The sequence below is a fragment of the Acinetobacter sp. 1130196 genome, assembly GCF_000588095.1.
GTDB lineage: Bacteria > Pseudomonadota > Gammaproteobacteria > Pseudomonadales > Moraxellaceae > Acinetobacter > Acinetobacter nosocomialis.
Genome location: NZ_JFWX01000135.1, coordinates 1 through 387 on the forward strand (window position 1 = coordinate 1; position 387 = coordinate 387).

General features: G+C 36.7%; 1 protein-coding gene. It reads right to left on the reverse strand.

The annotated features are described in order from the left end of the window. Positions 1-356: helix-turn-helix domain-containing protein (locus tag J671_RS24825; protein ID WP_031983800.1), on the reverse strand; the 356-nt coding region annotated here is incomplete at its 3' end. Positions 357-387: the final 31 nt, after the last annotated feature.

The following is a 387-nucleotide window of genomic DNA, read 5'->3' on the forward strand; positions in this document are numbered from 1 at the left end:
TATAAGTCTTTTTTCAACTCACCCTTGGGTAATGCTCGTATCGTTGAATAAATCGTTGTATGGCTTACATTCATTGTTTGATCCAAATCAGGAAATGTCTTTAAACGCTTTGCTATTTGCTGAGGAGACCATAAACAACGGATCGCTTCAACAATAAATTTCCAGAGGATTGAATCGATTTTGAGTTTTCTGTGACCACGTCTACGTCTAGCGAAGGTGTTATCAGAAGCATATCGAGCTTGATAAACGTCATTGATGCTATTTCTTTTAAGCTCACGATAGATCGTACTAGGATGTCTTTTAATGAGTTCAGCAAATTTTCTGGCTGAAAAGCCTTCTTTTCTTGACTCAAGCATTAATACAGTAGGACCTTAAAAGTTAAGTTGA